Source organism: Streptomyces sp. 3N207, from assembly GCF_052246355.1.
Classification (GTDB): domain Bacteria; phylum Actinomycetota; class Actinomycetes; order Streptomycetales; family Streptomycetaceae; genus Streptomyces.
Map to the genome: position 1 here is coordinate 284,674 of NZ_JBQQBV010000006.1, position 16,028 is coordinate 300,701.

15 protein-coding genes are annotated in these 16,028 nt (G+C 71.7%); 10 read left to right on the top strand and 5 right to left on the bottom strand.

Annotated elements, in window-relative coordinates; all coding sequences use genetic code 11:
* Positions 1-12: 12 nt before the first annotated feature.
* Both ACTWP9_RS12720 and ACTWP9_RS12725 read left to right on the top strand, forming a co-directional pair.
* Positions 13-3,756 carry a hypothetical protein gene (locus ACTWP9_RS12720; protein WP_443246180.1) on the top strand — a complete coding sequence of 1,248 codons (3,744 nt, stop codon included), beginning with the start codon at positions 13-15 and terminating at the stop codon, positions 3,754-3,756.
* Positions 3,757-3,861: 105 nt separating this feature from the next.
* Positions 3,862-5,391, top strand: coding sequence for a YfbK domain-containing protein (locus tag ACTWP9_RS12725; protein WP_443246181.1), 1,530 nt, complete (start codon positions 3,862-3,864; stop codon positions 5,389-5,391).
* An 87-nt stretch (positions 5,392-5,478) separates the two neighbouring features.
* On the opposite strand, the gene ACTWP9_RS12730 is transcribed toward ACTWP9_RS12725, so the two are convergent.
* Positions 5,479-6,144, bottom strand: a complete 666-nt coding sequence (locus ACTWP9_RS12730) for a LysM peptidoglycan-binding domain-containing protein (RefSeq protein ID WP_443246182.1) — start codon at positions 6,142-6,144, stop codon at positions 5,479-5,481.
* A 289-nt stretch (positions 6,145-6,433) separates the two neighbouring features.
* Entirely contained in the window at positions 6,434-7,246 is an 813-nt protein-coding gene (locus ACTWP9_RS12735) for an endonuclease I family protein (RefSeq protein WP_443246183.1), read from the bottom strand.
* Between the two features lie 393 nt (positions 7,247-7,639).
* Between ACTWP9_RS12735 and crcB (ACTWP9_RS12740) the strand changes: the two genes are divergently transcribed.
* From crcB (ACTWP9_RS12740) to crcB (ACTWP9_RS12750), 3 genes are read left to right on the top strand one after another with little or no spacing between them, the layout of a single operon-like run.
* Positions 7,640-8,089, top strand: a complete 450-nt coding sequence (crcB, locus tag ACTWP9_RS12740; protein WP_443246244.1) for a fluoride efflux transporter CrcB — start codon at positions 7,640-7,642, stop codon at positions 8,087-8,089.
* The gene (locus tag ACTWP9_RS12745; RefSeq protein ID WP_443246184.1) at positions 8,086-8,505 is read left to right on the top strand and encodes a DUF190 domain-containing protein; all 420 of its coding nucleotides are present in this window, start codon (positions 8,086-8,088) and stop codon (positions 8,503-8,505) included. The genes crcB (ACTWP9_RS12740) and ACTWP9_RS12745 overlap by 4 nt, the downstream gene beginning before the upstream one ends.
* Positions 8,502-8,876, top strand: coding sequence for a fluoride efflux transporter CrcB (gene crcB / locus ACTWP9_RS12750; RefSeq protein ID WP_443246185.1), 375 nt, complete (start codon positions 8,502-8,504; stop codon positions 8,874-8,876). The genes ACTWP9_RS12745 and crcB (ACTWP9_RS12750) overlap by 4 nt, the downstream gene beginning before the upstream one ends.
* A gap of 21 nt (positions 8,877-8,897) precedes the next feature.
* On the opposite strand, the gene ACTWP9_RS12755 is transcribed toward crcB (ACTWP9_RS12750), so the two are convergent.
* Both ACTWP9_RS12755 and ACTWP9_RS12760 read right to left on the bottom strand, forming a co-directional pair.
* Complete coding sequence (locus ACTWP9_RS12755) at positions 8,898-9,317, bottom strand: pyridoxamine 5'-phosphate oxidase family protein (RefSeq protein ID WP_443246186.1); 420 nt, start codon at positions 9,315-9,317, stop codon at positions 8,898-8,900.
* 20 nt (positions 9,318-9,337) lie between these two features.
* Entirely contained in the window at positions 9,338-10,408 is a 1,071-nt protein-coding gene (locus tag ACTWP9_RS12760) for a PucR family transcriptional regulator (RefSeq protein WP_443246187.1), read from the bottom strand.
* 482 nt (positions 10,409-10,890) lie between these two features.
* Between ACTWP9_RS12760 and ACTWP9_RS12765 the strand changes: the two genes are divergently transcribed.
* Positions 10,891-11,319 (top strand): hypothetical protein, encoded by a 429-nt coding sequence (locus ACTWP9_RS12765; RefSeq protein WP_443246188.1) that lies wholly within the window; start codon positions 10,891-10,893, stop codon positions 11,317-11,319.
* On the top strand, positions 11,316-11,651 hold the full coding sequence (locus ACTWP9_RS12770; RefSeq protein WP_443246189.1) for a winged helix-turn-helix domain-containing protein: 336 nt from the start codon (positions 11,316-11,318) through the stop codon (positions 11,649-11,651). Before ACTWP9_RS12765 ends, ACTWP9_RS12770 begins: the two co-directional genes overlap by 4 nt.
* Positions 11,652-11,796: 145 nt before the next feature.
* Here ACTWP9_RS12770 and ACTWP9_RS12775 read toward each other — a convergent pair whose 3' ends face one another.
* Positions 11,797-12,114 (bottom strand): LysR family transcriptional regulator, encoded by a 318-nt coding sequence (locus ACTWP9_RS12775; RefSeq protein WP_443246245.1) that lies wholly within the window; start codon positions 12,112-12,114, stop codon positions 11,797-11,799.
* 360 nt (positions 12,115-12,474) lie between these two features.
* Here ACTWP9_RS12775 and ACTWP9_RS12780 point away from each other — a divergent pair, with 360 nt between their 5' ends.
* Genes ACTWP9_RS12780 through ACTWP9_RS12790 form a run of 3 tightly spaced genes read left to right on the top strand, consistent with a single transcriptional unit; the run spans position 12,475 to position 15,982 of the window.
* A complete protein-coding gene (locus tag ACTWP9_RS12780) occupies positions 12,475-13,470 on the top strand; it encodes an ABC transporter ATP-binding protein (protein ID WP_443246190.1) in 996 nt (331 codons plus the stop codon).
* Positions 13,467-14,582 (top strand): ABC transporter permease, encoded by a 1,116-nt coding sequence (locus tag ACTWP9_RS12785; protein ID WP_443246191.1) that lies wholly within the window; start codon positions 13,467-13,469, stop codon positions 14,580-14,582. Before ACTWP9_RS12780 ends, ACTWP9_RS12785 begins: the two co-directional genes overlap by 4 nt.
* The gene (locus tag ACTWP9_RS12790; protein ID WP_443246192.1) at positions 14,582-15,982 is read left to right on the top strand and encodes a YcaO-like family protein; all 1,401 of its coding nucleotides are present in this window, start codon (positions 14,582-14,584) and stop codon (positions 15,980-15,982) included. Before ACTWP9_RS12785 ends, ACTWP9_RS12790 begins: the two co-directional genes overlap by 1 nt.
* Positions 15,983-16,028 lie beyond the last annotated feature (46 nt).

The window sequence follows — 16,028 nt, forward strand, 5'->3', positions numbered from 1 at the left end:
GGAGCACACGACATGGCGCGCCGCAGTTCGACACCGGCACCGGCCCCCGGCGGGCCCAGGGCCAACTCGCGCTCGCGCACGCCCGTACCGGTGCGCACCCGGCGCACGTTCGGGGACGTGCTCAAGGCGTTCTGTGCGTTCGTCGCGCTGGCCGTGCTGGTGGCCGGGGTGCCGTTGGCGCTGGCCTACTTCATCGGCTGGCCGCTGCCGCACCGGATGCCGTCGCCGGCCATGCTGCGGGAGGAAGTGAGCGTCGGCGTCTTCATCAACGTACTGACGGTCGTCGTATGGCTCGCCTGGGCGCAGTTCACCGCCTGTGTGCTGGTCGAGGTCAAGGCCGCGCTCTCGGGCGTCGGCCTGCCCGCGCGGGTGCCGGGCGCGGGCCCCAGCCAGCTGCTGGCGCGACAACTCGTCACCGCGATCCTGCTGCTGGGCTCCAGCACGGCCGGCTTTGCGCCGGGCCTGGCCGACCTCGGCCACTCCGTACAGCAGCCGCACCAGCCCTCGCAGACCGTCGCGAGTGCCCAGCTCCTCCCCGGCCAGCAGCGGTCGGGCGAGGTGGCCGCACAGGGGGACGGTGCCGGTGCGCATGTCATGGGCGGGAGCGGCTCGGACACCGTCGTACTGGCCGGAGGCGGCAGCGAGCGGGCCGGTGCGGCGCACCAGTCGTCGGCGCTGAGCGACACCTCCCAGGCCCGGAAGACGAAGTTCTACCGCATCCAGCCCCCGGTCGGCCGCCACCACGACTCCCTGTGGGAGATCGCGGAACGGCACCTGGACGACGGCCGCCGCTACAAGGAGATCTACCGCCTCAACAAGGACCGGGTACAGCCGGACGGCTCCCGGCTGTCCGAGGCCAGCCTCATCCGGCCCGGCTGGATCATGGAGATGCCCGCCGAAGCGCACGGCGGCGAACTGGTCGAGATGCCGGACGACGCCGAGGAACTGGGCGCCAAGGAGCGTGCCCAGTACGAGCGTTACCAGGAGGGCCGGGCCCCCGGCGGCGGTCAGCGCCAGCAGCAGCCACCCCAGCAGGACCAGGACCAAGGCCAGGACCAGCGTCAGGACCAGGATCAGGGCCAGAACCAGGACCAGGGCAAGGACCAGGACCAGCGCCGGGACGACGGCCAGGGCAAGGACGGGGACCGGTCGGGGCGGGAGGAGCCCACCGCACCGGACGATGACTCGTCGGATCAGGACTCCCAGGACCAGGACTCCCAGGAGAAGGGCTCCCAGGACCAGGATTCTTCCGAGAAGGATTCGTCGGACCAGGCTCCCTCCAACCCCGACGCGGGCGGCTCCGACGACGGCTCCGACGACGGCTCCGACAAGACCGAACTCGAACCGAGCATCCCGGACGAGAGCGAAGAGGGCGACGGGAGCGAGGATCTGGCGCCCACCCAGCCGGACCAGGAGATCCCCGACGCTCCGGACGACGAAGCGCGGCCCAGCGACCGGCCGAGCCCCGGCGACCAGGACAGCCAGGCCGACCAGGACGCCGGAGACGGCCGGGCCGACCAGGACGCGGGCAGCTCCGACGACTCGGATGTCGATGTGCGGCCCGATACGGAGGAGAAGCTCGATGTCCCGCCGGGTGAACACACGCCCGACCGTGAGGAGCAGTCCGTCCCCGAGAGCCCGGCAGAGGAGCAGCCGACCCGGACCGACGACCTCGGCGACGCGGAGGACGACGACGGGCTGCCCGGCCCCGGAATCTCCCAGCCGAACGACATCCGGCCGGGTGCCCCGGACACCCGTCCGGGCGGTACGGCACCGCACACCCCCGCGCCGGACAAGCCGGCCGCACCGTCACAGGACGACAGCGACGGCGGCAAGGGCGAGGAGACCCCCTCCGAGCTCGACCACGCCGACGTCCCGGACGGTGACCGCACCAACAAGCTCCACCGCTCCGCGAAGGCGGACGACGGCGGGGTGTTCGGGACCGTCGGGCTGCCCGAAGCGCTGCTCGGGGCTCCGCTGCTGGCGGCCGGGGTGCTGGCCGCGCTGGGCCGCCGACGGCGGACGGCGCTGTGGAGGGCGGTCACCGGCGGCGCCCGGCGGGCGCCCGGCGACGACTTCACGCCCCCGTCCGACCCGGCAGCGCAGGCCCGCGACGCGCTCCTGGTCAGCGCCGACCCCGCCGCCGTACGCTTCCTCGACCGTGCGCTGCGCGGGCTGGCCGAGGACCTCGCCGACGCGGGCCGGGAACTCCCCGTCGTCTACGCGGCCTGGCTGACCGGACAGGACCTGCATCTGCAACTCGCGGAGGAGTCCGGACAGCCGCCGGCGCCCTGGCGATTCGGCCAGAGCCCCAGCTTCTGGACCATCCAGCGCTCCCACACCCGCTTCGACGTGGACACCAGTGGGCCGTCGCCCTACCCGGCGCTGGTCAGCCTCGGCCTGCGCGGCGAGGCACGGCTGCTGCTCAACCTGGAGTCGGTGCCCGGGCTGGTCTCGGTGGCGGGGGACGAGGAGCGGCGCGCCGCCGTCCTTGCCTCCATCGCCGCCGAACTCGCCACCGGAAGCTGGTCCCGGGGCATGGATCTGACCCTCGTGGGCTTCGGTGCGGAACTGACCGCACTCGCCCCCGAGCGGGTGCGGTACCTGGCGGATGTCCCGGCGCTGCTGCGCGAGCGGGAAGACACGCTGACTCCGCAGGCTGCGGCTCCGCAGGTGGTGCTGATCGGCCTCGAGCCCACCAAGGACGAGGCCCGCCGGCTGGCCGCGCTCGCCACCGAAAGCGAAGGGCCACGCGTCGGCTTCGTGGTCGGTGTCCCGGGTGGACGGCTGCCCAGCGTCGTATGGGAGTTCACCGTCGATGCGGACGGAACGCTCGCCGCACCCCGCATGGGCCTGGAAGTACGGGCCCAGCTGCTGCCCGAGGAGCTGCGCGCTGCGGTGGTCGAGCTGTTCGCCGACGCGGACGACGAGCAGACCGAGGGCGGGCGCGGCCCCGGCTTCCGCGTCGACCTGAGCGAAGGCGGCCGTCCGGCGGTCTACGCGCGGATCATGGGCAGCTACGACGTCACCGGCATCGAGCCGCCGGAGGAGTCGCGCAGCGCGCTGCTGCACGAGGCGCTGGCGCTGCTGCTGCTCAACCGGGACGGTGTGCACCCGCGCGTACTGGCCTCCGCGCTGTGGCCCAAGGGCGTCACCGACGATGTGCGGGACGCGCTCGTCGAACGGCTGCGCGGCTGGCTGGGCATCGAGACCGACGGTAGGCCCCGGCTGTCCACCGACAAGGACGGGCGGCTCGTGCTGCGCCCCTCCGTCGTCTCCGACTGGGACGTGCTGCGCACCCTGCACCACGGCTGCACCGGGGAACGCGGCGCGAAGCTGGCGCCGCAGGTGCGGCGCCAGAAGCTCGCGGAGGCGCTGGAGCTCGCGCGCGGTCCGCTGCTGGCCGACCGGCCCGAGGGGCGGTACGGATGGCTGGCGTACGACGTCGTCGAGGCGCAGCATCCGCTCCTCGTCGCCGAGGTCGGCCTCGCCCTCACCGCCGAGTATCTCCGGTTCGGGGAACCGCACGCCGCGGTGGGCGCTGTGCGGATCGCCTTGCGGAGTGCTTCGGCGGACGAGCGGCTCTGGGACGCGTTGTTGCGGGCCGCGCACGCCACCGGTGAACCGGGCGCCCTCGATGAGGCGGTGCGCTGGGTCGCGGAGCGCGCCGCCGCCCTCCATGGCGCCGAGCGGGGGCTTCCCCCACGCACCCAGGCCCTCTTGGACGAGCTGGCCCCGGGGGCGTACCGCGGCTGACGCCCTCCCGGTTGTCATCAAAAAGCGACCTTTTACATGGGTCCCGGCGGGGGCCAGGGCCGTCATACCGGCGCACGGAGCCGAACGACGGTGTGAGGGGAAGCGATGAAGCGGGGATGGATGGCGGGGGCCGCTGTGGCGGTCGCTGCGGGGGTGCTGGCCGGATGTACGGGCGGCGGCACGAAGAACATGGAAACGAGCGACACCGCCAAGGGCGGCGGCTCCGCACCTGGGGAGGCCGCCTCCGTAAAACCCACCGAACCAGCGGATTTCCGGTCGACGTTCGCACTCGACGTCGACACCGCGTCCTACAGCTACGCCGGGCGCATCCTGCGGGACGGCGCCCGGCCGGCCCCGCAGACGGTGCGGACCGAGGAGTTCGTCAACAGCTTCCCGCAGGGCTACCGGCGGCCGAAGGGCGACGGCTTCTCCGTCTCGGCGGACGGCGCCCGCACCGGTGCGGCGGACTGGTCGCTGATGCGGGTCGGGCTGGCGACCAGGAACAGCGACCCGAAGGCGCCGCGCCGCCCGGCCGCGCTCACCTTCGTGCTCGACGTATCGGGTTCGATGGCCGAGCCGGGACGGCTGGATCTGGTCAAGGACGCACTGCGGACGGCGGCGGGCCAACTGCGCGGCAGCGACTCCGTGTCGCTGGTGACCTTCAGCGGTGACTCCGAGACCGTGCTGCCCATGACACGACTGGACGACGGCGGCCGTGCCAAGCTCCGCACTGCCGTCGACGAGCTGGAGCCGCAGTCGAGCACCAACCTCGGCGCGGGGATGAAGGAGGGCTATCAGCAGGCGGCCGAGCACCGGCGCTCCGGCGCCACCAACCGTGTCGTCCTGATGTCCGACGCGCTCGCCAACACGGGGCAGACCGACGCGAAGGCGATCCTCAGCGAGGTTGCGCGGCACCGTAAGGAGCAGGGCATCTCCCTCTTCGGCGTCGGCGTGGGCAGCGACTACGGCGATGCCCTGATGGAGCGCCTGACCAACAAGGGCGACGGCAACACCGTCTACATCTCCACCCGTACGGAGGCGCGGGAGGTCTTCGTCAACCAGCTGCCCCGCAACATCGAGCTGCGCGCCCGCGACGCCAAGGCACAGGTCGTCTTCGACCGGGACGCGGTGACGGACTACCGGCTGGTCGGCTACGAGGACCGCAAGGTGGCCGACGACGACTTCCGCGACGACAAGGTGGACGGCGGCGAGGTCGGCCCCGGCCATACCGTCACGGCGCTGTACGCGGTCCGGCTGAAGCACGGCGCGACGGGCAGGGCCGCGACCGCGACGGTCCGCTGGCAGGATCCCGACAACCGGAAGCCGCACGAGAAGTCGCACGACATCGCCACCACGGCGCTGACCGGCGCCGACCTCTGGAAGGGCGCGGAGGTCTCCCCGTATCTGCGGCTGTCGGCCGTCGCCGCCTACTTCGCCGACGCACTGCGCACCGGGGAGGGCGGCGCCTCGCCCGGCCCGGAACCGCGGCCTACGGAGACGGCGGCCGAGCCGCTGCCCGCCGCGCCCTCGCTCGGAAAGCTGCACAGTGAGGCGGACCGCCTCGCGGAGGAGCCGGGGCTGCGTTCGGCCGCCGGCCTGGCGAAGAACATCAGCCGGGCGCAGAACACGCCCTGATCCGGGGAGACGAAAGGGGCCGTGGCCCGCGCCCTCGGGGGAAGAGGCGCGGGCCACGGCAGTCCGGCGGGGAAGCTCTCGGCGGCGTCAGCCGACCTGGAGCTTCTGGCCCGGCAGGATGAGGTCGGCGTCGCCGCCGATGGTGGACTTGTTGTCCGCGTAGATCTGCCGCCAGGTGGTGTCGTGCGCCTCGGCGATCTCGCCGAGGGTGTCGCCCGGCTTGACGGTGTAGTTGCCGTGGCCCTTCTTGGGGGCCTGCTGCTGCGGCTGGGCGGGCTTCGGCTGGGCCGGCTTCTGCGGAGCCGCCTGCTTGGGCGCCGACTCCTGCTGCGGCTGGGCCTTGTTGCCGCCGTCGGGGTTCACCTCGGCCGCGGGGCCGCCGGAGGTCAGACCGCCCGCACCGGCGCAGGCCCAGGCACCCGGGCCCTGCATCTTCAGCAGCTTCTCGGCGGTGGCGATCTGCTGGTCCTTGGTGGCCAGGTCGGCGCGCGGCGCGTACTTGGTGCCGCCTGCCGCGGCCCAGCTGGAGTTGTTGAACTGCAGGCCGCCGTAGTAGCCGTTACCGGTGTTGGCCTGCCAGTTGCCCGAGGACTCGCACTGGGCGACCTTCTCCCAGGTGTCCACCGAAGCGGCCTGCGCGCCCGTGGCGGAGACCAGCGGGAGGGCGACTGCCGCGCCCGCGACACCGGTCAGGGTGGCGATACGGGTGGCCTTGCTGGGACGACGGTGACGGCCCTTGCCGGAGAACAGCATGGTCTTTCTTTCCTTCGGTCGCGGCTGTCCGCCTGCGAGTTCGCGGCGAACCTGTCGAGCGGGAGCGACCGTAAGCACAGCTGTCCGAATGCTCCAATTAGGGGGCAGTAAAGATCGTTACAGCGGCTTGACACCCAACAGCGACATCCGTGCTGGTAATGCGGATGCGCGGAGATCGGTTCGGCCGGGTGTGACATAGCCGTTGGATGACAAGCGTCACAGGATATGGGCGTTTTGCTATGGGTTGGCCGGGGGTGGGGCCGACGGTCGGCCCCACCCCCGGATCCGGTCAGGACCAGATCGCGTCGACCCACTCCGGGTGGTCGACGAACGGGTTGCGGTTGTGCTGGAACTGGTCGTATATGACGTCGTTCCGGTTCTTCTCGAAGGCGCTCGGCGGGTCCTGCTCGTTCCACTTCTTCAGTACGGAGAGCCGGCCATGGGCGGGCGCCGAGCCGTTGTCCACCTTGTCGTTGGGCTCCAGGTCGGGGAAGTCGTCATCGCCCTCGTAGCGCACGGCCATGTACAGGATCATGCGGGCCACATCGCCCTTGACCTCGTCGCGCGGCTCGAAGGAGTCACCGTCGGTGTAGTTGCCCGGCGCCTCCCCGACCTCCTCGCCGCCCGCGTCGAAGTCCTTGCTGCCGCGGGTGCTGTTGACGGAGACATCGGTGGGGCGCAGATGGTGGATGTCGGTGCCGGGGCCTGTGGAGGTACCGAAGTCACCGTGCGACTTCGCCCACACATGCTCCCGGTTCCACTGTTCGGCACCGCCGCCGTTGTCGTCCGCGCTCTGCGAGCGGCCGGTGTAGAGGAGGATGACGTTGGAGGGGTTGTCCGGGTCCTTGTCGGTGGCCTTGAGCGCATCCCACACCTGGTCGTAGGAGAGCGCGTCGGATTCCTTGATGATGCCGTGCAGCGCCGTTTTCAGTTCGGGGCCCGTCTTGCCCTCGGCGTCCTTGTAGTAGTCGGCGGGTGCGTCGTTCGCGGTGACGGCGGAGTCGGGGGTGAGGGGCATTGCCGTGGCCGGTGCCTGCGCCGACAGCACCAGCAGTGCTGCGGTGCCGAGGGCGGCGGCCAGAGGAGCGTGAGAAGCACGCATGGGGGGTCCTCTCGATGGCACGGGACACCCCCGGTGTCAACTCCCCCGAGTGCGCCCCGTGTTGGCATGGGACGGGGGGAGCCTGCCAGATTTTCGAACACGCGCAAGAGGGTCGAACATGAAGATCGGCCCAATCCTCCGGTTCCGCCGCTGCGCAGGGGCAGATCCAGGCCGGCCCCGGCGCCGGGCTCACGCCCGCCGCCGGGGGTGCGGGGCCCTTGGGACCGGCGTTAATCTGGGGGCACGGCGACCCGCTGGGTCCCGCGCGGCGGTGGGGCTCGCCGTACACGAACCGTGGCAACGCTGCCGCCAACGGTCCCTGCTTGCGATGGCGCGCGCCTGTGGGCGCCCGGCGAGTAGGAGACAGGCGTGGAGGAGATATCACGGCGCCCCGTGCGGCCACGGCGAGAACCGCCGCGGTCCCCGCGTCGGGCGGCGGTGCTGCGCGGCCAGGGCCCGGTCGTCGCGGTGGTGGCCCTCGGCGGTGTACTCGGGGCCTGCGCCCGCTACGGCGCCGCGCTGCTGTGGCCCACCCCGCACGGAGCCTTCCCCTGGACCACCCTGCTGGTGAATGTGGCCGGATGCGCCGTCATCGGGGTGTTCATGGTGCTGATCACCGACGTATGGGCTGCTCACCGGCTGGTGCGGCCGTTCTTCGGGACCGGCGTGCTGGGCGGCTTCACCACCTTCTCGACGTACGCGGTGGACATCCAGCAGCTGCTGGACGCGCACGAGCCCGGCACCGCGCTGGGCTACCTCGGACTGACGCTGCTGGGCGCGATGGCGGCGGTCTGGCTCACGGCGGCGGTCACCCGCCGCCTGATCGAAGGGAGGCGGCGATGACGGACACCGAACAGGAGCTCGCGCGGGCCCACGGCAACGCGCTGCGGCTGACGGTGCTGCTCAGGGAGAACGATCGGTTCCACCACCGTCCCGCGTACGCCGAGATCGTGCACCGGGCACATGTCGCCGGGCTCGCGGGCGCCAGCGTCTTCCGGGGCGTCGAGGGCTTCGGCGCCTCCTCGATGGTGCACACCACCCGGCTGCTGTCGCTGAGCGAGGAGCTGCCGGTCGCCGTCGTCATCGTGGACGAGGCCCCTCGCATCCGGGCCTTTCTCCCCGAGCTGGAGGAGCTGACCCGCGGGGGCCTGGTGCTGCTGGACGAGGTGGAGGCCGTCCACTTCCCGGCCCGCGACGCCTCGCAGGGCCGCGATGCGGCGGCCGGCGGCGAGACTGCCGGGGGCGGGGCGGGCGCGTGAACTGGCTGCTCGTGATCTCCGGGGCCGCCGTCGGCGCGCCGCTGCGCTATCTGACCGACCGGGCCGTCCAGGCCCGGCACGATGCGCTCTTCCCTTGGGGCACGTTCCTGGTGAACGTCACCGCCTGTCTGCTGCTGGGCCTGCTCACCGGCGCGGCGCTCGAGGGGGCTGCTTCCTCGAACGTCCAACTGCTCCTGGGCACCGGGCTGTGCGGGGCGCTGAGCACGTACTCGACGTTCTCGTACGAGACACTGCGGCTCGCTGAGCAGGGCGCGGCCCGGTACGCGCTCCTCAATATGGCCGCGAGCCTGGCGGCCGGACTCGGCGCCGCCTACGCGGGGGTCACGATGGCCCGGGCGGTCTGGGGGTGAACGGCGCTCCGGCGGACCGGGTCACCAGCCTGGGGGCTTCGCGGTGCCCAGCGCGCGGGTGACGGCGATCTCGATGACGACCCGTTCCGGGTTGGGCCGGGGCGGCTTGTAGCGCCGGGCGTAGCGCTCCTCGGCGTCCGCCACCGACTCCGCGTCCTCCCGGACCACGGCCAGGCCCTCCAGCGTGCACCAGCGCCGCCCCTCCGCCTGGCTCACCGCGACACGCACCCCGGCGGGCCCGGCGGCCAGCACGTTGCGCACCTTCTTGCTGGAGCGGCTGCTGATCACCCGGGCGATCCGCGTCCCTGGGTCGTAGGTCACCCCGACCGGGACCAGGTGCGGGGTGCCGTCCGGCCGCGGTGTGGTGAGGAAGCAGGTGCGGCGCTCCTCCCAGAACCCCGGCTCGTCGGAGGCGGCCCCGGGTGAGGTGTGTGTGCTCATGGACAGAACGTTACCGGCCGTCATCCTGTGCCCAGCGGTGTGCCGGGCCAGCCGAGCAGCCGGGCGCCGATCACCGCGGTCTGGAGCTTGTAGCGGTGGGCGGGGTCGGTGGGGCCGGCCCCGGTCAGCTGGTGGATGCGCTCCAGCCGGTAGGTGAAGGCGCGCACGCTGAGCGAGAGCCGCCGGGCCGCCTCCGCCGCCACGCAGCCCGAGTCGAAGTAGGCGGTGAGCGTCTCCAGCAGCGGCTCGGCCCCGCCGCGCGCCGCGGTGAGCGGGCCCAGGGTCGCCTGTACGAGGTCGGCCATGGCCTGCCGGTCGCGGGTCAGCACGGGATAGACGAGCAGATCCGCGGCATGGAGCACCGGTTCGCTCAACTCCAGCCGCTCACCGAGGTCGAGGACGCTCACGGCTTCCTCGTACGACTGCACCACGCCGCCCGGCCCCGGCTGGACGCGTCCGATCGCCACCTGACCGCCGTCCATCGCCGCGTAGCACTGCTTCGCGAAGTAGGTGAGCACCTCCGGCTGGTCACCCGGCGCGACGCAGAGCACCCGGCCGTCCTTGGTGGTCAGCAGGATGCCGCGGTCGCGAAAGCGGGCGATGAGCGCCCGTTCGATCTGCTGGGCGACCTGATGGCCCTCGTCGTACGCGGCCGGGCCGTGCGCGACGGCCACCGCATGGGAGTGCGAGAGCCGCAGCCCGAACCGCTCGGCGCGCTCCGCCAGTCGGCCCAGATCGCTGCGCCCGTGCAGCAGGTCGTCGATGAACTCCCGCCGGGTGGCCTCCTCCTGGCGCACCGCCTGCCGCTGGGCGCGCTCGTAGCCCTCGGCCACCGCGTCGATCACCTGGTGCGTCACCGCCAGCAGGCTGTCGGGATCGCCCGGCAGAGAGGGCCAGGCGGTACGGGCCGCCGTCAGGTGGGCGCTGACCAGATCGCGCAGTCCGTACCCGGCGTCGGCCGCACGCTCCCCCAACTCCCGTCTGCGCTCCAGCTCGTCCCGCTTCAGGCGTCGGCCGGTCGCACAGACCTCGGTCAGGAGGACGACATATCCGTCCAGGTACGCCTCCGGTATGCCTGAAGCGCCATTCACCCGTATCTCCGCTCTCCTGATGCTCTGCTGACGGTTCCTTGACGCCGCCCGGCACGCAGACCCTAGAGAACTCTGCCCGGCTCCGGCAATGCGCGGTGGGGCGTGCGGGAACCAAAATGCTTGCCGAGGGGGGAGAACGGGGGAATCCGGGGGGAGCCTCGGTGCCGTGCACCGGCAGGGGGTGCCGTTCATCGGCAGGCCGCGGCACCGAGGCAACGGGGGGCGGGGGAGGGGCCGGTCATGGGAGCGCTTTGGGGAGCGGCCATGGCCGGCCCCTCCGTCGTTTTCCGCCGCGCTGCTGCCCTCCGGCGGGCGTCCTCGGCGAACTGCCGCCGCGGCGTTCGTGGTTGTCGTCGCCGGCTCCTCGTCGCCGTCGGTGCAACGGCCTGGACAGACCTGCGCGCAGGGGGACTTGCCAACTTGGAAAGTAGATGTCTAGTCTGAAAGAACTTGAGTGGCCGACTGCACGGGGAGGGCATGTCATGGAAGCTGCGGAGGCACGGGCCGCGCTGGAGCGGCGGGAGGCGGTGCAGCGGACGGGACGGAGAGCGCACGCCGACTGGTACGCGCGGTATCTGCTCGGCTTTCTCGGCTACACCGTGCTGCTGCTCTGCGGCGCCGCGGCGGCCCGCACCGAGCCCGCTGTGGCCATGACGCTCCACGCGGCCGGCGCTTTGATCGGCGCGCTTGCCATGGCGTATGCGGGAACCCGCCCTGTCGTCACCCGCGACTTCGGCCGCTTCCACGTCGTCTTCACCGTCGGCTGGACCGGGCTGTACGTGGCCGCGGTCGTCGTCGGCTCGGTCTGGAGCGGGGGCGCGCCGCTGTTGTGGTGGTCGGCCTCGCTGGCCGTACTCGCGGTGTGGACCCTGGGCGCGGCGCTGCTGGTGCGCAGAGCGGGCGCGCGGTGAGCAGCGCCCGGCACCCGCGGCACCGGCTGGAGCCGCTGCTCCAGTCCCCGGTGCGGTTCTCGGTCATGGCGGCGCTGGCCTCGGCCGAGCGGCTGGAGTTCCGGTTCGTCCGGGACGTGGTCGAGGTCAGCGACTCGGCGCTCTCCAAGCAGTCCGCCGCGCTGGAGGAGGCGGGGCTGGTCGAGGTCGAGAAGGGGTACTTCGGCAAGCGGCCCCGCACCTGGCTGAAGGCCACCGGGGAGGGCAGAAAGGTCTTCGAGGAACACTGCGCAGGCTTGCAGGCGATTGCCCGGGGCCTGGAGATGAGCCCGTCGGCGGAACCCCTCGATTAGTCGCCGGCCGCCGTCCGGCCGGTGCGAACAGAAGTGCGGGGAGCGATGCTTCGCCCATCGCTCCCCGCCTTCGTGTTGCCTTTCCGTTACCTGTGTAGCGCCTTTCGTGTTTTCGCTCGCGAATATTCCCGCTATTGCGGAGGTATTACGCGGTGCGTCGTACGGCGTACACCTCTTGTCGTGGCGCCGCCTGGTTGCCGCGGCGGCGTCGGCCATACTCGGGCATTGCTTCGCAGTGGCAGAGCAGATCCATCCGCGAGAGAATGTCGTGCGCTACTGGGACCATGCGCCTACCCGCTTCTGTCAGGCTCATGCCCCCCGGTGTACGCAGGAACAGCGGTTGCCGTGTGTGTACTTCGAGTTGGCGGATCTGGTCGCTGATGCTGGCGGCCGAGTAGCCCAATTCGGTGGCGGTCCTGGTCACACTTCCTGTTCGCGCACACGTCACGAACGCGCGAAGCATCCGATCATTCACTGAGTCTCCCCGTATAGCAAATCATGCAAACTCGGTGTGTAACGGACATAGAGCACTTGTTGTGGTGCCCGGACGTGGGTGGTCGGTCCCCCGCGGTATCCGCCTGGTCGGCTCGTTACTATTCCCTCAAGTCTCAGGCGGCACAAGGAGACTGGCGAGTAGCAGGTTGGATCTTTGCCCAACTCTTGGTCCAGGGGATGTAGTTCCCGTATTCGGTCTCTCCGAACGCCCCTTGCCCGGCGTTCCGCCGAGCGGTCAACATTGCTCGTGATCACCTCCGACCAGTCGGCATGACGCACAGCGCAGAACGTGTCAACTATTGCGCGGGACGTGGGGATGCAGCGCCAAATGTTTAATCTTCAAGAACGCAGCGAACGTTCGGATGGCGAAGTCGCCGAAGACGAGGCGTCACTCGCTCTCGCGGTCAGCGAACTCACGGTCCGCTATGGGGATTTCACGGCAGTGAACAACGTGGAGTTCACCGTAGGGCGCGGCGAGATATTCGGTCTGCTCGGCCGCAACGGCGCAGGCAAAACGAGCACCATCGCGGCCGTCACCGGACTGCTGCGGCCCGCCGGCGGCCGGGTCTCCGTCCTCGGCAGGCGCGTGGAGCCGGGCCGGCGGAGCGGCTGGCTGGGCAGCGCGCTCTCCCTCCAGCCGCAGAAGACCAGCCTCTTCCCCCGTCTCCAGGTGGACGAGACGCTGCACATGTGGGCCTCGCTCTACCCCGACCCGCGTCCGGTACCGGAGCTCATCGAGGAACTGGGCCTCGCCGAGAAGGCCCGCACCAGGGCCGCCAAGCTCTCCGGCGGCCAGCAGCAACGGCTGCTGCTCGCCACCGCGTTGGTCGGCAACACCCCGCTCGTCGTCCTCGACGAGCCCACCACGGGGCTCGACCCGCACGCCCGCCGCGACGCCTGGGCCGTCATCAACCGAGCCCGCGCCGGCGGCACCACCTTCCTGCTGAGCACCCACGCGATGGAGGAGGCCGAGGAGATGTGCGACCGGCTGGCCGTCCTCCACGAGGGCCGGCTGCGCACCTCCGGAACCCCGGCGCAGATCGTGCGGAGCCTCACCCACGGCAGCACCGTCACCGTCCGGTCGGCCCAGGAGGACCTGATAGGGGCAGCGCGCGAGGAGTTCGGCACGGACGCGGTGCAGGCGGACCCCGGGAGCACCTCGCGGTTCACCGTGGCCGCCGAGCGGCCCGAGCGGGCCGTCGCCTGGCTCGAGGAACGCGCGCCCGGAGTGGACGTACGCATCCACCGCCCGACGCTGGAGGACGCGTTCCTGGCCGCGACCGGCACCCGGGCCACCGACCCCGACGAGGGGAGCGAGGAGTGAGCACGATCGACACGAGCCCGACCCGCACCGGCACCGCGGCACGCACCCCCGTCCCCGACAACCCCGAGGGTCCCGAAGGGGCAGTCCCGCAAGGCCAGTTCAAGGCGCTGGCCAGGGGCATGACCAAGGAGCTGGTCCGCGATCCGATGGCGCTGTTCTTCAGCGTCGTCTTCCCGGTCCTGCTCGCCGGGCTCTTCGTCACCATCATGCAGCTCACCTGGGCCGGCGGCCCGTACAAGATCGCGGTGGTGGGCAGCAGCAGCCAGGCGGCCCAGCTGCAGGACGCGCTCGGCGACGGCTCCAAGGTCACCGCCGTCAGCTCGCCGCGCGGTGCGCCCGAGGGCACGGAAGCGGTGGCGGCACCGTCCGCCGACGGCGACAGCCTGAAGGTGGTCATCGATCCGGAAAGCCCCTCGGTCGTCTCCGCGTTGCGCGACGCGCTGCCGCAGACCGGCTGGGACGGGCGGAACGTCGACGCCGTGGGCACCGACGGCAGCCCGCCGTTCGAACCGATGCCGTTCGTGCTGCCCGGCGTCCTGGTCTTCGCGCTGATGTCGCTCGCCCTGAGCGCCACCGCAGGCACGCTGGTGTCGCTCCGTGCCAACGGCACGCTGCGGCTGCTGCGTACCACACCGGCCCGGCCGCAGGCCATCCTCACCTCGCTGCTGCCGGCGCGCGGCGCGCTCGGCCTGGCGCTGCTCGCCGTCGCGGGGGCCGTCGCCACGGTGCTGGGCCTGCTGACGCCACTGTCCGGGCTGACCATGCTGCTGACGACAGCGCTCGGCATGTGGCTGTTGATGGCCGTGGGCTTCCTGCTCGGCGGCACACTGCGCTCGCCGGAGCTGACCAACGCGATCTCCGGACTGCTCACCCCCCTGCTGCTGATGGCCTCCGGCGTGCTCTTCCCGCTGGAGCTGATGCCCGACGGGGTCGCGGATGTCCTGTCCTGGAACCCCGTCGCGTTGCTGGGCGACGCACTGCGGCACGACGTCACCGGCGGTGTCACCCGGCATGCGCAGTGGCTCGACTGGCTGCTGATCGCAGGCAGCGCCGCCCTGTTGACCGTCGCGGCTGTCCGCGCCTTCCGCTGGGACACGGAGAAGAGGAACTGATGACCGTGACCACCACGCCGCACAGTGCTGAGGCCCCCGCGGACGCCGCCACCGCGACGCCGCCCGCCTCACTGCGCCGGATGGGCGATCTCCTCTCGCCCTACGGCCTCGTCAGCGGCGCCGTACGCCTCGCCGGCAGCCCCGGCGACCCGGACTTCCCCATCTTCACCGCCTCCCTCGGCGACCCCGTACACGTGCTGACCGGGCACGAGGACTGGAACATGGGGGCCGAGCAAGGCAACTTCGACGGGGCCGGCGGTGATCTGTCGCCCGAGCGCGCCGCGTTGCTGGCGGTCGCCGAGTCGCTGGAGCGCTACTCCTCCTGCGCCCGGGACTCGGGCCGCTACCGCTGGGCGACGGCCGGCGAACTCGGCGACGAGGCCGTGCCGCTGGACGCCTGGCCCAAGCTGTCGGCCGCCGAACTCGCGGCGGGCGGACACGGGCTGGTCGGCCCCGATCCGGACGCGCCCATGCGCTGGGTGCGCGGCTGGTCGTTCACCCGACAGCGACCGGTGTGGGTGCCCGCGGTGCATGTGTGGCTGAAGAACCCGCCCGAGGCCCTGGGCGAGCGCATCAGCCACCCCGTCTCCACCGGCTGCGCCGTCCATACCGATGTGACGGCGGCCGTCGTCAACGGGCTGCTGGAGGTGGTCGAGCGCGACTCGATCGCCCTGACCTGGCTGCAGCGGCTACGACTGCCCCGGCTGACGGTGGATTCGGAACAACTCACGGAGCGGCAGCGTCAGTTCATCGAGCGCGCCGCCAACCCGCACGTCCGCACCCAGCTCTACGACGCCACCACCGACCTCGGCATCCCGGTGATCTACGGCGTCCAGCTCGCCGACAACGACCCCGAACTGGCGCAGATCGTCGCTGCAACCTGCGATCCGGACCCCGGCGACGCCGTTGCCAAGCTCTACCGCGAGGCCGCGTCGCTGCGCATCGCGCTGCGCCACCACATCACCAACTCGGCGAACAAGGCGAGCACGTCGGCGGAGAGCGGCGAGAAGCTGGTCGACGTCGTCGGAGGTGCGGCTCAAGCCGGGCCCCTCGCGGCCCGCGACCGCTTCTCGTTCCTCCTGGACGGCGAGCGGGAGGAACGGCCGCTGGCCGCGCTGCCCCGCCCCGCCGCCACCGACTCACGCACCGTCCTGGGCTGGCTGCTGGAGCGGCTGCACGCGCGGGGCTGCGAAGTCGTCGCCGTCGATCTGACCACCGACGAGGCCCGCCAGGTCGGCGCCACCGTCGTCCGAGTGGTGGTGCCCCAGCTGATGCCCCTCTCCTTCGTGCACCGGGCCCGCTACCTCGGCCATCCGCGGCTGTACGAGGCACCGCGCGCGATGGGCCATCCGGTGCTGGACGAGGACGAGATCACCCAGCTCCCGCAGCCGTTTGCCTGACCTACCGCCCATGGCGCACCGGCGCCACCCACGCACAGCGCGGCAC